Here is an 18704-nt window from a genome sequence, read left to right as displayed (position 1 = left end):
TAAAAAAATGTGATTTACTATTTTAATGTGTTAAAAATTTAAATTAAAATTTTAAAAATAAAAAAGACCTAACAATTTATAGAATTATAAACTATTAGGCCTTTAAGATTAAATCAAAAAATATTATTCCTATTTTTTATTTTTTACATGTTTTTCTAACCATTGATCTTGTTCCCAAAGTAAATGTAAAATACTTTCTTTCGAACGATAACCATGGCTTTCTTTTGGTAACATTACTAAACGAACTGTTGCTCCTAATCCTTTTAAAGCATTGAAATAACGTTCACTTTGCATTGGATATGTTCCAGAATTATTATCTGCTTCTCCATGAATTAACAATAAAGGTTGATTCATTTTATCAGCATGCATAAAAGGAGACATCGAATTATAAATATTCGGAGCATCCCAGTAACTACGTTCTTCATTTTGGAATCCGAAAGGAGTTAAAGTTCTATTATACGCACCGCTTCTCGCAATTCCTGCTGCAAATAAATTAGAATGAGATAAAAGATTTGCAACCATAAAAGCACCATAACTATGACCTCCAACTGCAACACGATTTCTGTCGATATAACCAAGATTATCCACCGCATCAATCGCTGCTTTTGCATTATCTACTAATTGTTTTCTAAAAGAATCGTTTGGCTCTTTATCACCTTCACCAACAATTGGGAAAGAAGCATCATCTAATACAACATATCCTCTTGAAACCCAATAAATCATAGAACCATAATATGGATAAATAAATTCATTTGGATTTTTTGTGCTCTGACTTGCACTTGCTTTATCTTTAAATTCTTCTGGATAAGCCCAAAGAATCATTGGCATTTTTTCTTTCTTATTTTTATCATAACCAACAGGAAGATATAACGTTCCAGAAAGTTCTAATCCATCTTCTCTTTTATATTTTATCACTTCTTTATGGACATTTTGTAAACTTTTAAATGGATTTTCAAAAGAAGTAATTTGATTTAATTTGTTACGTCTTAAATTTCTAAAGTAATAATTTGGATATTCTTTCGGAGATTCAATTCGAACTAATAATTCTTTTTTATAAGGATTAAATTTTGAAATTCCTTCAATCTTATCTGTGTATTTTGATTGATAAATTCTCTTCTTTTTTAAAGATTTTAAATGTAATTGATCTACAAAAGGAAATTGTCCATCTTTTGTATGACCATCTCCAGTTAAGAAAACATTATTTTTAATTACAGTTAAAACTCTACTTCCAAATTCATTTCTTTCCGTTACAAATTCTCCTGGATCACTATAAGTATCTTGGAAATTTCTATCTGAGATAATTTTTGCTTTTTGAGAAGCATCTGATGGATTAAATAAATAAGTTTTTGTATTTCTTGTATTCCACCAATAATCATAAGCAATTGCAGTTTTATCATTTGCCCAAACAATTGATTCTCCACGATGAATTGTTTTTAAAAGACTTTTTCCTTTTCCGTTAAAAGGCGCTTCTAATTCTAAAAATTCATCTCTAAATTCTACTTGATTTTTCGGATTTCCTTCATCCAACGCAACTATATAATATAAAGTTGCAGGTTTGTCTGCTCTCCATCGGAATCTTCTTTTTCCTTTTTGAACTGCCATAAAACCTTTTGGAAGATCTTCAATTAAAGGAGTTTCTAAAACCGTTTCTACCTTCTTTGCATCTTTTGTATAAACAGTAGTTTTTGAAGGAAATCTTCTATACGTAACTAAATAAGAAAAAGGTTTTTCTATTGTTTTTACTAAAACATAATTTCCATCAGGAGAAAAATTGATAGAAGTGTACATTCCACTGTCTAACCATTTTTTTTCTGTTCCGTTTAAAGAAATTTGATAGATTTCAGAAATAGCAAGTTGTTCAAAATTATGCTCGTCATTTTTGTTTTTAATTAAATCTTGATATGTTCTGTTTTGTGCTTTTTTTCCATTATTTACAGAAATAGTAGGTCCAACAGGAACAGCATTTTTAGTTTCGATTAAAGGTTTTCTATCACTTGAAACTACTTTTACTAACAGTGAATTTCCATCTTCAAACCAATTAATTACATTTCCTAAGTTTGCATTAACTTTTAAATTTGAAATTTTCTTTGCTTGTTTTGTTTCTACATTAACAACCCAAACTTCTACACCTTTTTTTGTAGTATTTGTAAAAGCAAGATGACGTTGATTTGGAGACCATTTAAAATTTGTCAATTTTGGATTCTGTGGTAATCCTTGAACTTGAATTTCATCTCTATTTTTAGAATTAAGATCTTTAATTTTAATGTTTTTAAAATAAGAAACTCGACTTCCAATATTTGTTTTAGGATCAATTCGTAGACCTCCTAAACGTAATTCTTCTTGAGATAATTCTTCGATAGATTTATAAGAATCTCTATATAAAAGAATCATTTTTTCATTGTCATCATCTAGAAAAACATAGGGAGCTCTAGGAACATCAACTAAATCTAAGATTTCTTTTGGAGGTTTTTGGTAAGTCAAACTTTCTTGTGCTTGAATGCTATTAATTGTAAAAAAAATAAAGCATAAAAAAATAAGCTGTTTCATAATTTTATCATTTTGAATATAAGGGTTTTTTGTATTTATTTTTATAGAGGGTTTATATAAAATTTATTCAATAATCATTTTAATTCAATACACAAAAGTATATTGTTTAAAATGGTAAAAATAGTTTTGTTTATCTCATAGCTAATCGATTCTCAAATATAGAAAAATATTAAAGTAATTCAGCAGATTTTATATTCTTTTCATAAAAAATGATTTTAGGATATTTTTCTTGTAAATTTAAATGAAACTAAAAAAATTAACATTCATACTTAATATTCATGAATAATATTATATATTTATGTTATAATTTTTAATAAAAATACAGAACAGTTTGTTGAAATTAAGAATGAAAAGGAGGGAACTGTAATTGAAAATTAGCATCTGCTTGAAAACAACTTAACAAAAATAATAATGATATTATCCAAACTATTTGTATTAGGACAAGAAATAGAATTGCTCTGGACTGATATGGATTACCACAGAAAAATACGAGATAATGGTAAACCTCTATCTGAAATAATGGGTGGATTAATTACCGTTTGTTTTCCTACAGGAAAAGATTCTGATTTGATTTTAAATTGGATGTCAAAGGAAAGTGAAGATGATACATGGGAAGAAGTAGACAAAATGGAAAAAGGAAAAGTTTGTTTTTATGAAGAAAGTTTTGAAACATCCCCAATTAAAACGTATGAATTTACAGATGCACATTTAATTTATTTTAAAGAGGTTTTTGATTCAGTTGGTACAGAACCAATGCAAACAATTATTACGATTTCTCCAGCAGTACAAAATTATGAAACGGAACTTGTAAAACCATGGAATGTAAGCTGGACTGCTCCAATAGAAAGTAAACCACATCAACCAAAAGAAGATGAAAAGAAAAAAAAGTTTGTGGATTATTACATTACAGACGTCAACGGAAAAAGATTGGAAGAATACGAGGTTGGAGATACAATTGTCTTAAATATCAAGACAAAAAATAGAATTAATGATAAAATTACAATTCATCTTGAAGATAAATCACATGATTATAAATATCAAGGAAAAGTCTTAGAAGATGATAAATTGAAAAATTATATCATTAATAGTGATTTAGAAAAAGTGCAATTAGAAGTAATTATACAATCTTCATAAAAATAGATAATGAAAAATAATTTTAGAGTAGAATTTGAAGATGGTGAAACGAAAACAGCTAATGTTAAAATAAAACCACCGAAAGATATTGTTCAATTTGTTGCAGGAACTACAGATCCTGTGAATATTCAAGGTTTAAAACACCAAGCGAATAAAGATTATTGGAGAGGAACGGATAATTTGTGGAATAGTGTAAAAAACTTAAAACCTCAATATTTAGATCTTCATATCGAGGATACTTTTTTTAGTTGGTCTGGTGATAATAATACGGATGCAAGAACAAAAGCTGCTGAGCGTTTGTTAGATTTACTTTTAAGAGTATATAGTAATTGGACAAAAAAAGAGATTCATTTACATTTAATAGGACATTCGCATGGAGGAAATGTGATCAATCAATTTACAGAATTGATTAGCTCACATAGTGATTTTCCTACATATTGGAAAGTGAAAAGTATCACATATCTTTCAACGCCTTTTTTCAAAGAACAACATCAATTAAATCATGCGAAATTGCATGAAGATTGTAAAATAATTAATGTGCATAATGAATATGATATAACACAGCGTTTTGTTGCCGATTATACACTTAAAAACTTAGAATATTTAATTGATAATTTACAGGATACAGATAAGATTAAAAAAGCTGTTGAGAATTTGCGTGCATTAGATATGAGTGCTTACGAACATCTGACAGATATAAATATTAATAATCATACAGAAGGTCCTGCAATTTGGCGCACAACAAATTTACTTTTAATTGAAATAGAAACAATTTTAAAAGTTGTTGTACAAAACATTGATTTTATTGGGAAAAAAGAAATTGTTTCTCCTGAAAAAACAGAATTTTTAGCAATCATGAATGAATTACTTCAAATTGTTTCAAGAAGTAAAACAACGTTTTTAAATAACAGACAAAATAGAGAAGGAGGTTATGGGCGTTCTGAGTTCTTTGAAGATTTAGAATTGATTGATTTATTAAGACTTGTGAATCGAGTTATCGAAATTCGCACAAATGAGGATGATAGTTATTTATTAAATTTCTTACACAATGTTCTTGCAGAAGAAGAAAATGGACTTTTATTAAAAATCGACGATACTTCTTGGACGCCTGAAAAACAGGTAAAAGGCAAGTTTACAATTGAGGATTTTAATATTACAAAAAAAGATCTTTACCATTCTAGAAATCGAAAATCAAATTTTGAAAGATTTGCTACAGGAATTGAAAATGCAATGAAACGAAATGATGAAAGAACTTTAAAAGAAATTTTAATGCGTCTTGTAAGTCAATTTGTAAATCCTGCTGATGTCGAAAGAATTATTAGTGGAATTGGTTGGTTAGAATATATTATTTTTGGTCAATTAGATGCACAAGCAAAAGAAGTTCGAAGAAATCTAACAGTTTATAATACATTAATTACTGCATATCATGCAGATTTAATCACTGAAGAAGATGCAAATAATGAAGCATTAGAAGTGAAACCTGGAAGTATTCCTTATTTAGCGATGACTTCGCATAGTTTAAGTCATACTTCTTTGTTTGATGATGCAGATTTAAATGTAAGAAAAGCGCTTACAGATTGTTTTTCTTCAGGAAAAAACCCAGGATATAAACCGAAATAATCAGCTAATGAATAATTTTTTAAAAATTTTATTTTGGATTCTAACTATTGTATTTATCAATTTTTTTGGAAGATATTTATTTCTAGAATTTTTTGAAGGTGGTTATAGTTGGATAAAACATTTTTATATTGTTTTGGCTGGAACAATTGGAGCATCTATTTCTATTGCAATATTTTTTCTATTCAATTATTTCATTCATAGAAAAAAACAAATTCATTTTTCACTTAATAAAACCCGATTTTTAATCATGTTTTTTGCAATTATTTTAGCTTTTGCAGGTGAAAGAATTTACTTATTTCTCTCAGACTATTTTTTAATGAACTAAATAAAATAAAAAACCTCTCTTTAATTTAAAGAGAGGTTTTTTTGTTAATCTACCCACCAACTTAGAAATTTTACATGCTTTACAAATGGCTTTTCTTCATTAAAAACAATGTTATTTCTTAGAATTACATTGTTTTGTCTTCGGAATCTTTTATTCATCATTATTTTAAGTTCTTTTCCAATTGGAAAGTTTGCTCTTGAAATTTTACGATAATCTCTTCCTTTTTGTTTTTCTGTAAAATTGTAGTGTTTTTTGTTAACCTTTTTCATTTTGAATTAAATACGATTTGTACTTAAAACAAAGAGCCTTTTTTATATGCCATTTTTTATTTAAAAATAATTTATTGATACAATCTCCAATTCATTTCAAATCCACAAATAAGTCCGAGTTCATAATATTTCCAATAAAAATTAGAATGAATTAGATGTAATTCATCATTAGACAAATCGTTATTTAAAGAAAAAACATAATTAATACTTTCAATGTAATTTCCTCTATACTTAAAATTTATCCCATCTTTATGAGTTTCATAAGCAAAACAATCTATTTTGTTTAAATAGTTTTTTAATTGTTCAAGGTCATTTACAGAAATACCTTTTTCAACTAAAAATTTTTCTAAAGTTGGATTAATATTGTTTCCAAAAAAAGTAAAATGATTAATATCCATTTTTAAAATATCTGAATAATTATTGATGGAATCAATTTCTATATTTATAGAATAAGATTGTAAATAATCATTTGTTGATACATCTGAAATTGTAATTCTAAAAGTAGAATCTTTTTCGAGTTCAAGTGATTTTAAATGCTTTAATTTTTTAATAAACGATACAGTTTCTTCAAAATGATTTTGATTTTTTGCAAAGTTTTCAATCAAATTTTCCTGTATTTTTTCTTTGTAATAATCATTAATTACATCTTTAATTTTTATTTCATAAAAGAACCAAAGAATAACAATTAGAAAAATAGATAGACTACCTAATAGAATTTTCTTTTTCATATTTCATTTTTTCCAAATAAAATGCATTTTTTTGAAAAAAACAATTAAAAAAAGCCATTCAATAAAGAATAGCTTTTTAATTTAAGGATATATTTTTTGGTATAGTTTTGTCAGAATTTGCGATTTCGTTACAAGACTTTTTATCTTATTGGTTTTATTAAAGTTTTTAACTTGAGAATAATAAGTACTTGCAAGTTTTCGATGATTCATTTTTAAAGCATTCGTGGCTAAGTGAAATAAAATTTCATCATCTAAATCTTCTTGATTATAAGGTGTTTTTGAAAAATCTAAAAAGAATTTTTTGATATCAAAAAAAGATTTGATAAATGCTTCTTGTTTTTGAATGTCTTTAGAATGACTAGCTGATTCCGTTAAAACACGATAAACACCTGTCACTTCTGGTAAAAAATGAATTTTACTTTTTAATGAAAAGTATAACCATTGTGGGTAATCTCCCATTTTCCAATCAGTTTTTGCTGGCTGAACTTCTCTATTAAAATCAAGCCATAAATCTCTTTTAAAAAGAGATGTCAATGTAGAGATTTGATTTCTATTTAATAATTCTTCAAAGGAAACTTCAGGAGAACCCCATGAATTTTTAGCAAAACTTTGCGAATTCTGATGAAAATGTTTCACTTTCGTACAAACCATTCCATAATCAGCGTTTTTTTCTAAAAAATCTACTTGTTTTTGAAGTTTTAAAGGGTCAATCCAATAATCATCACCTTCACAAATTGCAATATATGTTCCTTGTGCAGCTTCAAAAACAAAATTAAACGGTTTTTCTCCTATTGAAAATCTATTATAATCTGGAAATAAAAATTTTATATCTAAGTTGCTGTTTTTCTGATACTCTAATAGAAATTCTCTTGAATTATCTGTTGATAAATCATCGTGAATTATTATTTCAAAAGGAAAATCAGTTTTTTGAATTTCAACTCCTTTTAAAAAATCTGGTAAATATTTTGCTTGATTATATGTGATACAACAAACACTTACTTTTGGTTTCATCAATGTTGTTTTTAGCAGAAAACTGCTATTTATAATGTGATTTAATTATTTTGAGTTCTTAATAAAAATCTACAAATCCAATCTACTTCTTCAATTGTTAAATCGTAAAAGAGAGGAAGACAGTAAACTCTTTTGGCAATATCATCTGTAATTTCCAATTCTTTAGAATCTAAATAAGGTAAACTAGTAGCTAAAGAAGGATAGAAGTATCTTCTTCCAAAAATTTCTTTAGCTTTTAAAACTTCAATACATTTTAAAAGTAATTCTTCTGATTCAAATATTATTGGATAATATGCATAATTTTTACACGCATTATCATGCCAAAGAGGTTTTATAGATTTTAAATTTGTTAATTTTTCATCATACCTTTCAGTTAAAAGCTTTCTTTTTTCATGAATATCTTGGATATAATTTAAATTTGCCAATCCCATTGCAGCGTGAAACTCTGAATTTTTTCCATTAATTCCTAAACCTTGAAAATTTTCAGGTCCATTATGACCAAAATTACGCATATAAGCCATCTTTTTTAAAAGTTCAGGATCTTTGGTGAATACTAATCCACCTTCTCCAGAATGAAAAAGTTTTGTTGCATGTAGACTACATGTAGAAATATCTCCATAATTGAATATAGATTCTCCATTTATTTTCACGCCAAAAGCATGTGCGGCATCATATATTACTTTTAAATTATGTTTATCTGCAATTTTCTGAATTGCTTCCACATCACAAGGATTTCCATAAACATGTGTTGCTAAAATTGCTGAGGTATTTTCTGTAATTGCGGCTTCAATTTTTGTAGGATCAATATTTAATGAATCTTTATCAATATCTACAAATACAGGTTGACAATGCTCCCAAACGATACTACTAGTTGTTGCAACATAAGAAAAAGGAGTTGTAATAATTTCTCCTTTTAAGTCTAAAGCTCTAATTGCAAATTGCAAAGCAATCGTTCCATTTGTTACAAATAAAAGATGATTTACATCTAAGTGATCTTTTAATTTCATTTCTAAATCACTTGCCAAAGGTCCCATATTTGTTAGCCATTGACGCTTCCAAATACCGTGAAGTAAAATATCATAATCCTCTTTTGGAGGTAAAAAAGGTTTTGTAACTGGTATCATATTTTTTTTCTTTTAATTAGTGAAAGAGCAATATTTTTGATTTCAAGATATTCAGGTAGTTTTAAAATTTCATAAATTAAAATTGCTAATCCACCACCTGTTATGATTTGTAGTAATAATATTACCCAATTTGAATAGTTGAATAACGTGATGCTCCACATAGTTATTGCAACAAAAATCGAAACTAAAAAACTTGGAATAATATCTTTAATTTGTTCCCAAACATTATATTTAATTAAAGTTGAAGAGTAATAAGTATTTAAGAAATAAGAAAAGAAAGAAATAAGAACTCCTCCCCAAAGCATAAATTTTATTCCATATAAAATTCCAACTACAATTGGTGCAATTGCAATGATTTTTTTAATAATTTCTAGTTTTAAAAATAAATCAGATCTTCCTTTTACTTGTAAAATATTTAAATTGATAGAATGTAAAGGATATAGCATTCCACCAAAACAAATAATTTGTAAATATCCGACTGCAACAAGCCATTTTTCTCCAACAAGGAAAATAATTAATGGTTTTGCAACAGCCACAAGTCCAAGCATACAAGCAAAAGTAATTAGCATTGTAAATTTAATGACCTTTTGATAAGTAGCTTTTAATCGTTCATCATTATCTTGAATTTTACACAAAACAGGATAACTAACTCTTTGTACAATATTTGTCAAATTGCTTGAAAAAATTGTATTGAATTTATCTGCTTGTGTATATTGGCCAAGTTGTCCTGCTGAATAAAATCGACCAATTACGATATAATAAATGTAACGATAAATGGTATCAATAACTCCTGAAATCAATAATTTAGAGCCAAAACCAAATAATTCTTTAAAACTTTTCATAGAAAATTCAAAAGTTGGTCGCCATTTATTAAAAATCCATAGAAATAAAGAAGTTAAAAATTGTCTAGATAATTGTTGTCCAACCAAACTCCAAACTCCGAAATTTTTATAAGCCATGACAATTCCAATCACGCCACTGACACAAGAAGCAATTAAAGAAATTTTAGTTTGTGTTTTAAAATCAACTTCTTTGATTAAAAGTGTTCTTTGTACAATTCCAAATGAATTTATGATTAAAATAAGTCCCATTGCTCTTGTAATTGGAACAAGAATTGGTTCACCAAAAAATCTACTGATTGCTGGTGAAAAAAGAAATAATAGAATGTATAAAATTACTCCTAAAATAAAATTGAAGATAAAAGTAGTATTGTAATCAATGTTTTTTGCATCAACTTTTCGTATCAAGGCATTAGAAAAACCACTGTCTACAATAGAATTAGAAACTGCGATAAATACAGTAATCATCCCAAGAATTCCGAATTCAGCAGGTGTCAAGATATTAGCTAGTATCAAACCAACTAAAAATGTAATTCCAGAGTTTGCAATATTATCAATAAAACTCCAACTTACGCCTTTTACAGCTTTCTGTTTTAAGTCATTCATTTAGGGGTAATTTTTATAAAAGAATAAGTAATTTGCCATTCTTTTTCTTCAAAAGAAAGCAAAATTAGTTATTTTAAAACGAATATAAAGCTTTTTAATTTTAGTTTTTTAACTTAAAATGATTCTGACTTAAATTTAAATTTTAAAGAATAGTTATTCTTAAATACTAAAAATTTGAATGAATGAGATTTAGGTTTGAATTGAAATTTCTATTAGGGGAAGAATTTAATTATATAATAAAAGAAAAGAAGAGATTTTTACTTCAAAAAAGTAAAAGCATATCATAAGGATATGCTTTTTTATTTTAGTTTTTAAAATTTCACTGCTGTTCCAGAAGCTGTAACCATAATCATTCCACCATTATTTCCAATAGTTTCATAATCTAAATCGATTCCTACAACTGCATCTGCGCCCATTCTTTTGGCAATTTCTTCCATTTCACGAAGTGCATTGTCTTTTGCTTCTCTTAAAACTTTTTCATAAGAACCAGAACGTCCTCCAACAATATCTGTGATTCCTGCAAAGAAATCTTTGAAAATATTCGCTCCAATAATGGTTTCTCCTGTTACAATTCCTAAATATTTGTTGATTTGATGTGTCTCTAATGTGTTTGTTGTTGTTAAAATCATAATCTTTATTTTTTTCTAAATGTAAGGAAAATCTAGGATTTACAATGAAAATAGTCTTTTTATAAATATGGTGATGAGGTTAAAAATCTGATTATTAATAAAGTATAGAGTGTGAAAAGATTTTATTATTAGGAGTTTTAGCTTTACTAGGCTTTAAGTCATTTGACCAACAAATTCTAACGAATGAACTTGAAGGTTTTACAGATGAAATTTCTGGAGCAGGTTGGAGATATTTTAAAGATACTTTAGATGATATTGCTATTTATAATAGAGCCATAACAAAATTTGAATTGAATGCATTATATAGAGTAAGTTGTAAAGTAATTCATCCTAGAGAAAATCAAAAAACTTCTGTTGTTTTCCCAAATCCGACAAAGGAAAAGTAGAATTAAATTTAAATCATAATGAAATCAATGTAATAGAAAATGCTTATTTAGTAGATTTCTTAAGGCGTAAAATGGAAGTGAATTTAGAATCTTTATAGAAAGATGGAGCATTAGATTTAAGTGATAATGAAAAAGGAATCTATATGCTTTTCTTAGAAAGTAAAGGGAATAAATAGAGTTATAAAATAGTATTAGAATAAAAATGAGTTAAAAAAAATCCAATTATTTCTAATTGGATTTTTTCTTTTAAAGCTGAAAACTAATTCCAGCATTAATTATTCCTTTATAACCAAAACCACCTTCTGCAAAGAAAGCAATATCATCTCCTAAGCGAATTCCAAGCGCAGTAATTTGAAAATTGACATTTCCACCATTATCACTAATATTATTATTCGCATTTGAACTTGAAGTAAATTCTTCATCTGAGAAAGTATAACCAATTCCTGCTCCAGAATACATTTGAAATAAAGAACTAGAAATATATCGATAATCTGTTTCAAAAGCGATGGTATAACTATTATTTTTTTGTTCACCAGAATTAACTCCAGCTACGATTACATCTTTTTTTAAGCTTTCATAGACAAAAGTTCCTCCAATCATCCAACGATCTTGAGCTGCATATTTATAAGTTAAGAAAATACTTCCTGTAGAACTTTCATTATCATAGGTAATTGTTCCTAAAGAAGCTGGATATGTAATAATTTCAGTAAGAGCATCAATAATTAAATTAGAAGACAAAACTCCATATCCAACACTAATTTGACTTGTTCCTTGTTCTTGTGCATTCATATTTGTAATTCCAAATAAGAATATTAAAGTAAAGATTAATTTTTTCATATTATTTGATTAAAAAGTTAGGAATTTTAATTATAAATCTTTATTTACTATTAAATTTCTTGCTTTATTTCTGGAATCAAAAATGTTTAAGGAATATTTAACGTCTGTATTTTTAATAAAACTTTATTGTTTCAAGAATCGAAAAATAGAATTATGGAATGAAATTCGTTGCCATTCCAAATAAAAAATAGATTAAAATTCTTTTTAAAGGTCGGGAAGAAATGTCCAAAATATTTAGTAATTTGCGGCCACTTAAGGATGATTTCTCTCCTATTTTAAGAAGGAATTGTAGTTTTTATAATTTAAAAAATTTAGTGATGGTATCAGAAAAAATTTCATCAGCTGAAGCAATTGCATTGGAGGATAGATATGGAGCACATAATTATCACCCACTTCCAGTAGTATTATCAAAAGGACAAGGAGTTTATGTATGGGATGCAGAAGGAAAAAAATATTATGATTTCCTATCTGCTTATTCTGCTGTAAACCAAGGGCACTGCCACCCAGATATCGTGGGAGCAATGGCTGACCAAATCCAAACGTTAACTTTAACTTCTAGAGCATTTTATAATGATATGCTTGGGAAATATGAGAAATATATTACAGAATATTTTGGATTTGATAAAGTTCTTCCAATGAACACTGGAGCGGAGGCTGTAGAAACTGCAATTAAACTTTGTAGAAAATGGGCTTATGAAGTTCGTGGAATCAATGAAAATGAAGCAAACATCATCGTTTGTGAAAATAATTTCCACGGAAGAACTACAACAATTATTTCTTTCTCTAATGATGAGGTTGCTCGTAAAAACTTCGGACCTTATACAGATGGATTCGTAAAAGTTGAGTATGATAATTTAGCTGCTTTGGAAGCTGCTTTAGAAAACACACCAAACGTTGCTGGATTCTTAGTAGAGCCAATTCAAGGTGAAGCTGGAGTTTATGTTCCTTCTGAAGGATATTTAGCAAAAGCAAAAGAACTTTGTGAAAAACATAATGTATTATTCATCGCTGATGAGGTACAAACTGGAATCGCAAGAACTGGACAATTATTAGCTGTAAACCACGAAAATGTTCATCCTGATATTTTAGTTTTAGGAAAAGCATTATCTGGAGGAGCTTATCCTGTTTCTGCTGTTTTAGCAGATGATTCTGTAATGAATGTAATTAAGCCAGGACAACATGGATCTACTTTCGGTGGAAATCCTGTTGCTGCTAGAGTTGCAATCGCTGCATTAGAAGTTGTGAAAAATGAACATTTAGCTGAAAACGCTGAAAGATTAGGACAAATCTTTAGAAGTGAGTTAAGCAAATTTGCTGAAGGAAATGATTTTATCACTTTAGTTAGAGGTAAAGGATTATTAAATGCAATTGTTGTAAACGATACAGAAGATAGTTCAACTGCTTGGGATCTTTGTGTGCAATTAAAAGAAAATGGTTTATTAGCAAAACCAACTCACGGAAATATTATCCGTTTTGCACCACCATTAGTTATGAATGAAGAGCAATTAATGGATTGTATCTCAATTATTAAAAGAACTTTTTCTGAGTTTGTGAAATAATAATTTCTACATAAAGAATTTTAAAAGCCTAATCTTAAAAGTGATTAGGCTTTTTTTTATTGAAAATGAACTATTCATTTTTTTCTTGATAAAAAAACGAATCAAAAAAATCAAGACTTTATTTTTTTAATCCAAAATCTACAAAATTTGAAAAGGACTCAAAAAACTCGCTATCGCTCAAACAGTTTCTCGTCTAATCTTTTCAAACTTTTTGATTTTTAAGATTAAAAAAATAGGTCAATTAATTTTCGTTTTATTATAAAAGTTTATTAGAATTTACATTTTATTTACAATTGAAAAGAAATAAAATCCGAAATTCGCGAAATTTTAAACTTAAAAGACATGCAAAAAATTAAATTATTCGGTCTGATAGCCGTAATGTCGATTGTTATGATTTCGTGTGGAGCAAACAAAAAAAATTGTTCAGAAACTTGCGAAAAAGATCATTCAAAGCATAAAGAATTAAGATGTGATCATTCTAAATCAGTTGAAATTAAAGAAGTTGAAACTTCTAGTTCTAAAGATGAAGAATAAAATTTTAAAAGTCTAATCTATTTTGATTAGACTTTTTTGATGAAAACAATTTAGATAAAGAATATTGATATCTTTGCAATCGATTTTATGAGAGAAGTTGTAGAAATAGAAAATAATAAGGAATTAATTGCAAAATTAAAGCAAGAAATTTTTCTTTTAGAAGAAGAATTAAAGCAAGTTTCATTTGAATTAAATGGATTTCAACATGAAATTCGTATGGTTTTACATGAAGAAATTAAACACATTAATTTTTTAGAAAAACTGTATAAAGAACAAAAAAGAGAAAAGAAAGAAAAGCGAAGAAAACAAAAGAAAAAGGGAAAAAACTACACAGAACCTACAAAATTACTATCGAAATCTACTGAAAAGAACGATGATTCTACAAATCAGGTTGTAAAAAAGAATTTAAAGAAGTTGTACAAAGAAAGTGTTGTAAAAGTACATCCAGATAAGTATGCAAATGAAAGCGAAGAAACGCAACAAAAAGCACAAGAATTGACGACTGAATTGAATGATTTATATCAAAAAGGTGATTTGCGAGAATTGGAACATTTATATAATCATATTTTAAGTGGAAATGCTTTTATTTCTGTTCGAGAAGATGTGGAAACAATTGAAAATCCTACTTCAATGGTAAAATATTTACAACATCAGAAAAGCAAAATTGAGGAAGAACTTCAAGAAGAGAAAGAATCACATTTATATTTTGTTTTGAAAAACTATGAGAATCCACTTTCGTATATTTATGAACTGAAAATCTATTTTGAAGATCGAATTATGAAATTAGAAAAGAGAACAAGATTTAAAAAATTAAAGAAATAAATTGTTTTTGTTCAATGAAATCATTTTAGATAATGGAATAGCGATTTTAGAACATAGAAAAGTGGTTTTAGATAACCGATAAGTCATTTTAGAATAAAGAATAGCGATTTTAGAACGTGGAAAAGTAATTTTAGATAACCAATATTTCATTTTAGATTATATAATACACATTTTAGATAATAAAACCTTTAGTTTCTCTACATTTGCTCTCTTAAAAATAAAGTTCCTTTTTATTCTTAAATTTAAATAGAAAAAGAACTGAAATTTCTAAAAATAAAGACATGATTATACCTAAATTACATTATATATCACAAGGAAATACTCCTGAAGAACATCTTGAAAACATCCAAAAAGCTTGTACATCTGGAGCGGAATTGGTGCAATTGTGTTTGAAAAATATTTCGGATAAAAAATTATTGAAAATTGCAACTGAAGCAAGAGAAATCACAGGACATTTTCAGACTCGATTGTTGATTTATGGAAATTATAAAATTGCCAAAGAAATCAAAGCCGATGGTGTACATTTAGATCAACCAATATCGAATTTTAAGCAAATAAGAGAACATTTATATGTTTGGCAAATTATCGGTGGAACTGCAAATACACTTCAGGAATGTAAGTCATTAATCAAAAAAGAAGCAGATTATATTAGTTTAGGACCGTTTTCTCGTAAAGATGAGAACAATTTAAACTTAAATAATTACACCGAAATTGTAAAAGAATTAGATACAAAAACGCCAATTATTGGTTTTGGAGATATCGAAACGAAAGATGTAGAAGATATTTTAGAAACTGGTATTTCTGGAATCGCAGTTTCTGAAGCTATTACGCGCGATTTTAATAGTATTTCAACGTTTCATAAATTGCTGAAATCTTCTTCGATTGACGAACAACGTTATACAATGTAAGGATTAAATAACAGATAAATTAAAGATATTTTGGAGCTTCCTCTGTAGATTTTTTAACTTCATTTTATTTCGTTAAAAATCTACAAAGTCGGGCTTTCCACTATATCTTTTTTGCTTTAAATAAAACAATGAAGAGAAGCAAAAAAGGATGCCGTTGCAATCCCTAAGCCGAACAAAACTAATTTTTCCAGAAGAATTTATGACAAAAAAAGAACCAAAAAGAAATAAAAAACCTTGGCCGACAAAAGATGCAATGACGCAGATTTATGAGAAGAATCTTTGGGGAGGAAATGATTCGGAATTTTATTCTGGTCAAGGTTCACATCAACCAGAAATTGTAAATCCATATGTGAAAGTTGTTTCAGCGTTTTTAAATTCTTTTGAAACTCCGTTGACAGTTTGCGATTTAGGTTGCGGTGATTTCAATGTTGGAAATCAGTTAGTGAAATTTGCAAAGAAATATATTGCGGTGGATATTGTACCAGATTTGATTGCACGAAATCAAAAGATGTTTATTGCAGAAAATTTAGAATTTCATTGTTTAGATATTGCAAAAGACGATTTACCTTCTGCGGATTGCGTGATTCTTCGTCAAGTTTTACAGCATTTATCGAATGCTGAGGTGCAATATATTTTAAAGAAACTTTCGAATTATAAATATATAATACTTACAGAACATATTCCAGAAGGAGATTTTACACCAAATATTGATATCATTTCTGGACAAGGAATTCGGTTGAAAAAGAAAAGCGGATTAGATGTTTTAGTTCCGCCATTTAATTTTAAAATTACAAAAGAAAAACAATTACTTACTACAAAAGATGATTGGAAAGGAGTTATTTTGACTAGGTTTTTTGAGCTATAGATTTTTATTTTAAAAAAGTTTTATGAATTGTGAAAACCCGTAAGGTGTTGTTTTATAGTTTGTTTAATTTAGAATTGTTAATTAAACAAATTAATCATATGTCAAGAATTAGAATAAAACAGTTAGAAATTAAAAATTATCGATCTTTTAAAGAATACCAAATTTTTAAATTTCCGAATGAAGAATATAAAAAACCAGTTGCTATAATTGGATATAATAATTCAGGAAAAACTAATTTAATGAATTCAATTCTTTATGGATTACAAGTAAATTTTGTAAGTAAAGATGCTTTTTCTTTGGATGATTTTCATAATAGAGATATTGATAATATTCCACAAATAACACTAAAAGCAGAAAGTTCACGAGAAAGAAAGTTTGATGGAATAAAGTATGCTTCTTTAACTGGTTACCATCGATTAAAAATTTTTACAGATGGTAATGAAATTGAAGGAAGTAAAATAGAATCTTTAAATCAACTAAATAAAATAGTAAGAAGAGGTGAAGAAGTTGATGATATTAATTGGGATGCCTTTGGAGCTACAAAATATTTCAATATTTTTTATATCAATTTTCATAATATTAAAGAAGAAATTAGTACACAAAAAACTAGTTGGGGAAATTTAAAATCATTTTTGGCTAAACATATCAAAAAAATAGTTGATTCAGATATAGTTATGGATGATAAGAAAAACCAATTTCATCAAGAAATTAATGATAGTACTAACAATGTTATAAAAGATTCTGAATTAGAAAAATTTATCAAATTAATTCAAAAGAACTACATGATTAATTTGAGAAATGATGATTGTAATATTGATTTTGGATTACCAAATTATGAAGATATTTTCTTAAAGATGTTATTTAAAGTTGGTTTAAATGGAAATAAAAGTAATTTAGTTCCAATTGATCATTTTGGTGATGGATATATCTCAATGTTTGTAATGGCAGTAATTCAAGCTATTGCAGAGTCATCATCAGATGATGAAAATTGCTTGTTTTTATTCGAAGAACCAGAAAGTTTTTTACATGAAAATCATCAAGAGTATTTTTATAAAACAGTTCTTTGTAATCTTGCTGAAAAGGGGCATCAAGTAATTTATACAACACATTCAGATAAAATGATTGACCCTTTTGATACGAAAGGAATTATTCGTTTAGAAATGGATGAAAATAATCAAACAGTTAAAAAATATAATGATATTGGTGAATTTAAATATGAAAATATAATTTCGTCTAATTCAGAGTTAAGTGATGAGCCAATTAATATGTTTAGGTTTAATGAATTCATAAAAACAGTTGAACCTAATTTAAGTCGAATGCTATTTAGTAAGAAAGTAATTCTTGTTGAAGGACCTAATGATGTTTTAGTTTATAATCATATAATAAAAGAAAAAGTAAAAGAGATTATACAGAATGATGATTCTATACAAAATATTGAAAAATATGCTGACACATATTTAAACTTTGAAAATATATCAATAGTTTGTCATCACGGGAAAGCAACAGCTTATTATATTATTGAGTTGTGTGAACATTTTGAAATAGATTATTATGTAATAACTGATTGGGATTTTGAAGAAAGAGAATTATCTATAGATCAAGTGAAAAACTTTGATTCTTTAGAAGATTTACAATCAAATGAGATATATACATCAAAAGAATCTACCATAAAAGGAATGATTACTACTAATAGGAAATTAATAGACATGGTTGATGAAAATAATCTGCATTTTAATATTAAAAAGTTAGAAAAAGTGATAGATTATAATTCTGACAGTAAAAATAGTTTTGCTATCTGGAATTTAATTAAAGATGAAAATTTTAATTTTGATGAAAGGTTGTTTCCAATTTCATTAGAAAATTTTATAGGTTTAGATAAATTAAGAGAAAAATATATTGTTATAGATGAAGAAGTAGAAGTTGATAAAACAAAAGTATAAAACAAAAAAGCACAGCCTAAA

Annotated in this window: 17 protein-coding genes; 9 read left to right on the top strand and 8 right to left on the bottom strand. The window is 27.2% G+C overall.

Going from position 1 to position 18704, the window contains the following annotated elements; all coding sequences use genetic code 11:
- Window positions 1–129: 129 nt before the first annotated feature.
- Window positions 130–2547, bottom strand: a complete 2418-nt coding sequence (locus tag I1A51_RS11865) for an alpha/beta hydrolase family protein (protein WP_196894167.1) — start codon at window positions 2545–2547, stop codon at window positions 130–132.
- A gap of 411 nt (window positions 2548–2958) precedes the next feature.
- On the opposite strand from I1A51_RS11865, the gene tssD reads away from it, so the two are divergent.
- The 3 genes from tssD to I1A51_RS11850 are packed head-to-tail and all read left to right on the top strand — an operon-like array spanning window position 2959 to window position 5626.
- On the top strand, window positions 2959–3681 hold the full coding sequence (gene tssD, locus I1A51_RS11860; RefSeq protein ID WP_196894165.1) for a type VI secretion system tube protein TssD: 723 nt from the start codon (window positions 2959–2961) through the stop codon (window positions 3679–3681).
- A 9-nt stretch (window positions 3682–3690) separates the two neighbouring features.
- Window positions 3691–5301: a hypothetical protein gene (locus I1A51_RS11855; RefSeq protein WP_196894163.1), complete on the top strand. Its 1611-nt coding sequence runs from the start codon at window positions 3691–3693 to the stop codon at window positions 5299–5301.
- Window positions 5302–5308: 7 nt separating this feature from the next.
- Complete coding sequence (locus I1A51_RS11850; RefSeq protein ID WP_196894161.1) at window positions 5309–5626, top strand: hypothetical protein; 318 nt, start codon at window positions 5309–5311, stop codon at window positions 5624–5626.
- Between the two features lie 44 nt (window positions 5627–5670).
- Here I1A51_RS11850 and I1A51_RS11845 read toward each other — a convergent pair whose 3' ends face one another.
- The 7 genes from I1A51_RS11845 to I1A51_RS11815 form a co-directional block, all read right to left on the bottom strand.
- The gene (locus I1A51_RS11845; RefSeq protein ID WP_196894159.1) at window positions 5671–5895 is read right to left on the bottom strand and encodes a hypothetical protein; all 225 of its coding nucleotides are present in this window, start codon (window positions 5893–5895) and stop codon (window positions 5671–5673) included.
- A 71-nt stretch (window positions 5896–5966) separates the two neighbouring features.
- Complete coding sequence (locus tag I1A51_RS11840; protein ID WP_196894157.1) at window positions 5967–6623, bottom strand: hypothetical protein; 657 nt, start codon at window positions 6621–6623, stop codon at window positions 5967–5969.
- A gap of 81 nt (window positions 6624–6704) precedes the next feature.
- Complete coding sequence (locus I1A51_RS11835) at window positions 6705–7634, bottom strand: glycosyltransferase family 2 protein (protein ID WP_196894156.1); 930 nt, start codon at window positions 7632–7634, stop codon at window positions 6705–6707.
- A gap of 41 nt (window positions 7635–7675) precedes the next feature.
- A complete protein-coding gene (locus tag I1A51_RS11830) occupies window positions 7676–8758 on the bottom strand; it encodes a DegT/DnrJ/EryC1/StrS family aminotransferase (RefSeq protein ID WP_196894154.1) in 1083 nt (360 codons plus the stop codon).
- A complete protein-coding gene (locus tag I1A51_RS11825; protein ID WP_196894152.1) occupies window positions 8755–10203 on the bottom strand; it encodes a lipopolysaccharide biosynthesis protein in 1449 nt (482 codons plus the stop codon). Before I1A51_RS11825 ends, I1A51_RS11830 begins: the two co-directional genes overlap by 4 nt.
- A gap of 311 nt (window positions 10204–10514) precedes the next feature.
- The gene (locus tag I1A51_RS11820; protein WP_196894150.1) at window positions 10515–10832 is read right to left on the bottom strand and encodes a heavy metal-binding domain-containing protein; all 318 of its coding nucleotides are present in this window, start codon (window positions 10830–10832) and stop codon (window positions 10515–10517) included.
- A 632-nt stretch (window positions 10833–11464) separates the two neighbouring features.
- A complete protein-coding gene (locus tag I1A51_RS11815; RefSeq protein WP_196894148.1) occupies window positions 11465–12055 on the bottom strand; it encodes an outer membrane beta-barrel protein in 591 nt (196 codons plus the stop codon).
- Window positions 12056–12372: 317 nt separating this feature from the next.
- Here I1A51_RS11815 and rocD point away from each other — a divergent pair, with 317 nt between their 5' ends.
- The 6 genes from rocD to I1A51_RS11785 all read left to right on the top strand — a co-directional run bounded on the left by rocD (window position 12373) and on the right by I1A51_RS11785 (window position 18683).
- Entirely contained in the window at window positions 12373–13614 is a 1242-nt protein-coding gene (gene rocD / locus I1A51_RS11810; protein WP_196894146.1) for an ornithine--oxo-acid transaminase, read from the top strand.
- Between the two features lie 342 nt (window positions 13615–13956).
- Window positions 13957–14148, top strand: coding sequence for a hypothetical protein (locus I1A51_RS11805; RefSeq protein ID WP_196894145.1), 192 nt, complete (start codon window positions 13957–13959; stop codon window positions 14146–14148).
- Window positions 14149–14235: 87 nt separating this feature from the next.
- Window positions 14236–14970 carry a hypothetical protein gene (locus I1A51_RS11800; RefSeq protein ID WP_196894143.1) on the top strand — a complete coding sequence of 245 codons (735 nt, stop codon included), beginning with the start codon at window positions 14236–14238 and terminating at the stop codon, window positions 14968–14970.
- 281 nt (window positions 14971–15251) lie between these two features.
- Complete coding sequence (locus I1A51_RS11795) at window positions 15252–15878, top strand: thiamine phosphate synthase (protein WP_196894141.1); 627 nt, start codon at window positions 15252–15254, stop codon at window positions 15876–15878.
- A gap of 199 nt (window positions 15879–16077) precedes the next feature.
- A complete protein-coding gene (locus tag I1A51_RS11790; RefSeq protein WP_196894140.1) occupies window positions 16078–16743 on the top strand; it encodes a class I SAM-dependent methyltransferase in 666 nt (221 codons plus the stop codon).
- A gap of 98 nt (window positions 16744–16841) precedes the next feature.
- Complete coding sequence (locus I1A51_RS11785) at window positions 16842–18683, top strand: ATP-dependent nuclease (RefSeq protein ID WP_196894138.1); 1842 nt, start codon at window positions 16842–16844, stop codon at window positions 18681–18683.
- The last annotated feature ends 21 nt before the right edge of the window (window positions 18684–18704 follow it).

The sequence above is a fragment of the Aureivirga marina genome (genome assembly GCF_015767265.1).
Taxonomy (GTDB): domain Bacteria; phylum Bacteroidota; class Bacteroidia; order Flavobacteriales; family Flavobacteriaceae; genus Aureivirga; species Aureivirga marina.
The sequence above is the reverse complement of the archived record's forward strand: the minus strand, read 5'-3'. Positions and strand labels throughout refer to the sequence as shown.

Coding starts and splice junctions, on each gene's coding strand:
- I1A51_RS11865 (WP_196894167.1), bottom strand. CDS start 2,547: ATGAAACAGCTTATTTTTTTATGCTTTATTTTTTTTACAATTAATAGC.
- tssD (WP_196894165.1), top strand. CDS start 2,959: ATGATATTATCCAAACTATTTGTATTAGGACAAGAAATAGAATTGCTC.
- I1A51_RS11855 (WP_196894163.1), top strand. CDS start 3,691: ATGAAAAATAATTTTAGAGTAGAATTTGAAGATGGTGAAACGAAAACA.
- I1A51_RS11850 (WP_196894161.1), top strand. CDS start 5,309: ATGAATAATTTTTTAAAAATTTTATTTTGGATTCTAACTATTGTATTT.
- I1A51_RS11845 (WP_196894159.1), bottom strand. CDS start 5,895: ATGAAAAAGGTTAACAAAAAACACTACAATTTTACAGAAAAACAAAAA.
- I1A51_RS11840 (WP_196894157.1), bottom strand. CDS start 6,623: ATGAAAAAGAAAATTCTATTAGGTAGTCTATCTATTTTTCTAATTGTT.
- I1A51_RS11835 (WP_196894156.1), bottom strand. CDS start 7,634: ATGAAACCAAAAGTAAGTGTTTGTTGTATCACATATAATCAAGCAAAA.
- I1A51_RS11830 (WP_196894154.1), bottom strand. CDS start 8,758: ATGATACCAGTTACAAAACCTTTTTTACCTCCAAAAGAGGATTATGAT.
- I1A51_RS11825 (WP_196894152.1), bottom strand. CDS start 10,203: ATGAATGACTTAAAACAGAAAGCTGTAAAAGGCGTAAGTTGGAGTTTT.
- I1A51_RS11820 (WP_196894150.1), bottom strand. CDS start 10,832: ATGATTTTAACAACAACAAACACATTAGAGACACATCAAATCAACAAA.
- I1A51_RS11815 (WP_196894148.1), bottom strand. CDS start 12,055: ATGAAAAAATTAATCTTTACTTTAATATTCTTATTTGGAATTACAAAT.
- rocD (WP_196894146.1), top strand. CDS start 12,373: ATGGTATCAGAAAAAATTTCATCAGCTGAAGCAATTGCATTGGAGGAT.
- I1A51_RS11805 (WP_196894145.1), top strand. CDS start 13,957: ATGCAAAAAATTAAATTATTCGGTCTGATAGCCGTAATGTCGATTGTT.
- I1A51_RS11800 (WP_196894143.1), top strand. CDS start 14,236: ATGAGAGAAGTTGTAGAAATAGAAAATAATAAGGAATTAATTGCAAAA.
- I1A51_RS11795 (WP_196894141.1), top strand. CDS start 15,252: ATGATTATACCTAAATTACATTATATATCACAAGGAAATACTCCTGAA.
- I1A51_RS11790 (WP_196894140.1), top strand. CDS start 16,078: ATGACAAAAAAAGAACCAAAAAGAAATAAAAAACCTTGGCCGACAAAA.
- I1A51_RS11785 (WP_196894138.1), top strand. CDS start 16,842: ATGTCAAGAATTAGAATAAAACAGTTAGAAATTAAAAATTATCGATCT.